The organism is Okeania sp. SIO3B5 (genome assembly GCF_010692555.1).
Lineage (GTDB): Bacteria > Cyanobacteriota > Cyanobacteriia > Cyanobacteriales > Microcoleaceae > Okeania.
Genome location: NZ_JAAHHG010000612.1, coordinates 1 through 5,513, shown reverse-complemented (window position 1 = coordinate 5,513; position 5,513 = coordinate 1). Strand labels below are relative to the sequence as shown.

5 protein-coding genes are annotated in these 5,513 nt (G+C 34.8%); 1 reads left to right on the top strand and 4 read right to left on the bottom strand.

Annotation, left to right across the window (positions count from 1 at the left end; translation table 11 throughout):
• Positions 1-827 (top strand): serine/threonine protein phosphatase (locus tag F6K54_RS39370; protein WP_293089693.1); only part of this gene is annotated, 827 nt, incomplete at its 5' end.
• A 184-nt stretch (positions 828-1,011) separates the two neighbouring features.
• Here the strand turns inward: F6K54_RS39370 and F6K54_RS39365 are convergent.
• The 4 genes from F6K54_RS39365 to F6K54_RS39350 all read right to left on the bottom strand — a co-directional run bounded on the left by F6K54_RS39365 (position 1,012) and on the right by F6K54_RS39350 (position 4,375).
• Entirely contained in the window at positions 1,012-1,830 is an 819-nt protein-coding gene (locus tag F6K54_RS39365) for a metal ABC transporter permease (protein WP_293089691.1), read from the bottom strand.
• A 343-nt stretch (positions 1,831-2,173) separates the two neighbouring features.
• Positions 2,174-2,335 (bottom strand): hypothetical protein, encoded by a 162-nt coding sequence (locus F6K54_RS39360; protein WP_293089689.1) that lies wholly within the window; start codon positions 2,333-2,335, stop codon positions 2,174-2,176.
• Between the two features lie 307 nt (positions 2,336-2,642).
• Positions 2,643-3,416 (bottom strand): metal ABC transporter ATP-binding protein, encoded by a 774-nt coding sequence (locus F6K54_RS39355; RefSeq protein ID WP_293089688.1) that lies wholly within the window; start codon positions 3,414-3,416, stop codon positions 2,643-2,645.
• Positions 3,413-4,375, bottom strand: coding sequence for a metal ABC transporter solute-binding protein, Zn/Mn family (locus F6K54_RS39350; RefSeq protein WP_293089686.1), 963 nt, complete (start codon positions 4,373-4,375; stop codon positions 3,413-3,415). Before F6K54_RS39350 ends, F6K54_RS39355 begins: the two co-directional genes overlap by 4 nt.
• Positions 4,376-5,513 lie beyond the last annotated feature (1,138 nt).

Sequence of the window (5,513 nt, the reverse complement as noted above, 5' to 3'; positions counted from 1 at the left end):
CTCCCGTTTTATATTTTAAAAAAGGTAAATTAGTTCAGTTAGAAAACAAAACCGAAAAAATACTAGATAAAAAAATTATTTTCTCTGAAGGCAAACTAGAAAAAGGTGATTTTTTAGGAGCTATTAGTGACGGAGTTTTGTACGCAGGTTTAGGAGTTAGCTTAAATTTTGGTTGGGGTTGGGATAATATTGCTAAACATATCGAATCTTTATTTATCAATCATACTCATACTGCTAGAAATATTGTTCAAAATGTCATTAAAAAAACTCATAATCTCTATGGAGGCAAAATTGGTGATGATGCCTCTTTCGTTGGAATTTATGTGAGAAATAAAAATCCAGTAATGATATTTACAGGTCCGCCCCTAGATGAAAATAGAGATTTTGAATATGTCGAAAAATTATTAAGTTTTCGTGGCCGGAGAGTTGTTTGTGGCGGAACAACTGGAAACATTGTGGCAAATTTTCTGGGAGAAACTATTGAAATGGATATTACGACGATGACTAAAGAAATGCCACCCATAGGTAAATTGAGTGGAATAGATTTAGTGACTGAAGGAATTTTAACTATTTCCAAATGTGCGGAGATTTTGAAAAAGTCTAATTGCGATATTGGCAGGTTACCTTCAGGAAAAAATGGTGCAGTAATGTTGGCAGAAGAGATATTAGAAGCAGATTCAATTTTATTTTTAGTAGGGCAAAAAATTAATGAATTTTATCAAAACCCTTTATTACCAAAAAATATTTCGATTCGTCGTAATTTAATAGAAGATTTAGTTCAATATTTGCGAGAAAAACAGAAAGAAGTAACTATAGAATATTGTTGAAAGTAAAGGGTGCATCTCAATTTTGAATAGAGCCAAAAATTTATCGCTTTTAGGCAACAGGCAACAGGGAATATATAGGAAAAAAATTATTTTTGCACATAAGAGATGCACCCAAAGTAAAAAGTAATTAATCTATTGAATCAGTAATATACAGTAGAGGTGGATTCCGCAGGAAATGCTTACTTCAAAACTTCCCTCGACCGGAAAATACTACTATCAAAAATGTCACTAACTGTACTAAAACAATACTAGGACCAGAAGGTAAATTAAAACTACCAGATACTATCATTCCTAACACCCCACTCATGGCACCAATTGTTGCAGAAACTCCTAAAAAAGGTACAAATTGATGACAAATCAACTTAGCTGTTGCTGCTGGAATTACCAAAAAAGCATCCACTAATAAAATACCAACTGCTCTCATAGTCAGAGCGATCGCCAGGGATAAAATAATTATAAATATATATTTATATCTTTGTACTGGTATCCCCTGAATTTGTGCTAAATCAGAATTTAAAGTTAATAATATTTGTTGTTGTAAAGTCAGCCCTAACCAACTCAATGTTACGACTAATAAAATAACCAAAAAAAGTAAATCTAGATTACTAATTGCTAAAATATCACCAAATAATATAGATAATAAATTTCCTCGATACCCAGGTACAAAATTAAACCCAATACTACCTAATGCAACTGAACCCGCAATTACAATACTTAAAATTGTATCTCCACCTAAATTAGTTTTTTCAATTAAATAATTTATTCCTAATCCAAAGCATACCAAAAAAACAGTTAAAGCGATCGTAAGTGGTAACTGTAATAAAGCAGCTAATACTACAGCTAAAAAAGCTGTATGACCTAAAGAATTTCCAAATAAAGATAATTGGCGCAAAATTACAAATCCACCAATAATTCCTCCTAAAATTCCTAATAGAATACCCCCTATAATTGCCCGCTGCATAAATGGTAGACTAAATAAATTAATCCATTCTGAAAAATCCATATTTATTAAATACAACTCAAGTAAATTTATTTATAGGGAAGCTAAAGTTAATAATTATAAATACACAATAAAATATATACAGGATATTCGTCGCATAAGAAGTACAGATATTAATAATTAAATGTGTGTAGTGCGGGCATCTTGCCCGCGATGATAATTTTATTGCTTCGGTTCCCCATTCCCTATTACCTATTACCTATTCCCTATTCCCTATTCCCTATTCCCTATTACGGAATAATTAAGGCTTAAAGCCTCTCCTTTTAAGGAGAAACAAGAAAAAATTTTCCTTTGAATCAATCCTCTTCTTTTCAAAGAGAGGTAATTATTAATTAGGGCTTGCTGATTAAATATCAAAGTCTTGACAGGTAAAGGTTTTACCCTTTTCAGGTACTAAGGGAACACCAGCTTTTAGGTGGTAATGGTTCAAAAATCTAAGATTTTCGGCAAGATAGCGGTAGAAAATCACTTTTACGATTCTTCTGACTACTTCTTCTATAATTCCCATTCCTCCTGAATTCTGGATTCTGGCTTCTGGCTTCTACCCCTACCACTCATACTTTTTCAGCAAACCCTAATTATGTAAGCATTCAGCCGTCAGCTATCAGCTATTGCTTTTAATTTAGGATAAAAGCTTTATTAATTGTCTTACTACAAAAGTTGGCTCCCTTGCCCTTAAAGTCAGTTGTTAATTTAAACACTGTTCTATATAAGAGAGTCTTGTTGCTAATAGCTGACAGCTAATAGCTGTTTGCGCAGCATTCCGCAGGAAATGCTTACTTAATTATTAATTATTAATTATTAATTATTAATTATTAATTATTAATTATTAATTGTTGAACATATCTAGTTAAATTATCCCCATAAACTTCACTCAATTTATTTTCATCCAAAGCAACACTAGGTTTACCCTGACAACATAAACGACGATTCATACAAATAACTTGGTCACAATAACGACTCACCATATCTAAATCATGGGAAACTTGCACAATAGAAAAACCTTCTTCTTGATGTAAATTTGCCAGTAATTCAGCAAACTGTATTTCTCCAGTTGGGTCTATACCAGCCATAACTTCATCTAATATTAATAATTGTCTATTTTGCACCAAACAATATCCCAATAAAACCCGTTTTAACTCCCCACCACTTAAACTTCCTATTGGCTGTTTTGCATGATTTTCTAACTTAACTTGTACCAAAGCTTTTTCTATTGCTATATGCTTTTCCCGCGACCTCATCAAACCTTGCTCAGGGTAACCTAAACTGATTAATTCAGCCACACTTAAAGGGAAACTCCGGTCGAAAGGTAATTTTTGAGGAATATAAGCAATTTTTTGCCAATGTTTTCCTAAATCTTTTATTTGTTTACCTAGAACTTCTATATAGCCTGATTCATAAGGAATTAAACCTAACATTGCCTGAATTAATGTACTTTTTCCTCCACCATTAGGACCAATAATTGCTGTATTACTACCAGGAAATATTTGAAACGACACAGATTCTACTGCTTGATATTTTCCTCTAATTACTGTCAGATTTTGTACATCAACTACTGGTAGATTTTTGTTGATTGCTACTAATTTCACTGGCAAACTTCCTCTAAAATTTTTATATTATTTTTCATGGCAGTAAAATAATATTCAGGATCTAACGAACCGCTGATTACTGGGTCTAATTTTTTGACTGGTAATCTAATATCTTTAGCAATCTGTTGTATCCGATTATCATTAAATCCAGTTTCAGCAAGTAAACCTTTAACTTGATATTCTTGGGCTGCTTTTATTATTCTTTGAACATCTCTAGGCGTAATATTATCTTCTGGCAATTCCACCACTGCCATTTGTTGTAAATTGTACCGTTGAGCTAAGTAAGGATAAGCATCATGAAAAGCAATAAATTTACATCCTTGAAAAGGTGATAAACGAGTTTGAAATTCTTGGTGAAGCTCCTGTAATTTACGGAGATAAATATCAGCATTTGCTCTATAAGTAGCTTCATTATTAGAGTCAGCTTGAATTAAACCATCGCGAATATTCTTGACTTGTTGTTGCGCTAAAACAGGGTCTAACCAAACATGAGGGTTTCCTTCTTCATGGTGATGACCGTGGTCGTGGTCGTGGTCGTGGTGGTCGTGGTGGTCGTGGTGGTCGTGGTGGTCCTTATCTTCTTCTTCTAGGGGTTCTATATTTTGACTAGCATTAATTTCTTGAAGTTGAGAGTTACCCGCAGCATCAACTAATTTCTCTAAAAATTCTTCCAACCCCAACCCATTTTTCACTAATACATCTGCTTGTGCAATACTCCTTGCATTCTCAGGTGTTGCCTGATATTCGTGGGGGTCTGTTCCCGCAGGAATTAAGAGTTCTACTTTTCCACTTTCTCCGGTAACCCCTTTGGTAAACATATATATAGGCAAGAAAGTTGCTACTATTTTAGTTTCATTTTTATTCTGGGCCACACTACCAGTACTTCCGAGAGAAACAGCCGTGGCCAGTGCTGCTGTTCCTAATAATAAACAGTGAATTCGTCTAATTGTCTTGAGCATTAGTTTACAGGTTATTTTTGAGAATGATTATCATTTTCAAATTTATCATACCACAATGGATAAAAATAACAAGCTTGATAGTTATAAATTATACCAGTAATCAAAAAAAATTTTACCGTCGAGTCGAATAGTTATAAAACTATTAGGACTTACGCAAATTAACTTTTAAAACTCCATATGTAGGGGCGAATGCCATTCGTTTTCACTATATTTAGTACCCATGTGTAAGTCCTGACTATTACAGCCATTTTCAAGTTGATAAGGTACGAAATCATATACTTTTAGGGAACAGAGAGCAAGAAACAAGGAATGATATTACATCCGGTTTAATACTTATTACCCACATTCCGCACGTCAATTTGTAACATTAAAAGTAATGTAAAAATCCCGTTCTTGGTAGATATTTATCTCAACGTTGGTTGAAGACCCGCGCTCTCCCAAAGGGGAGCGTCAGGATGTTTGCGCAGCATTCCGCAGGAAAAACCAATCAATTTTGAGGTTTTGTCAATAGTGTGTTAAACTTAAAATATGGCTGCTGGGCTAGCAGTGTCAGTCTGTGGAGCGACCATAAGACCGAAAAGAGGCTCGACCTTGGAGGCTGGTGCATTGTTAGCGCAGCTCCTCTGCAAGAGGCAGCAGAAAGACCTAAGAGCGCGATGGTTAGGAATCCCGTGCTGTCTCGTAGAGCAGCGTCGGGAGGATGTCAAACGTTACAAATTATATTAATTGAGCTTTCTCAAGAATCAAATTCTCAGGAAAATATTCAGCATAAATACTTAATTATGACCACATGATTTTAACGGTTTTGTGGAATGGGCATCTTGCCCGTTCCTGATATTTCCACCGTAGGCAGGATGCCTGCCTCCACATATTTTCACTCCTTGGCAGGAATAGGCAGGATGCCTACCTCCACTTACCACTTATATTCCCATTCGCCCCTCAGCAATGTCCCTCGCTAAGTTATTTATAAGTATTCAACCAAACATGATATGGACTTCTAATACCAGATTGATAAATGTTTGCTACAAATATCTAGGGTATTTCTTAGGAGTCAGTCCTCAGGAGTCAGGAGTCAGAATGGATGGCTTTAATACCATTTTTTAGGGCGTAAATTATCTTTTTTGTCAAAGGGACATCT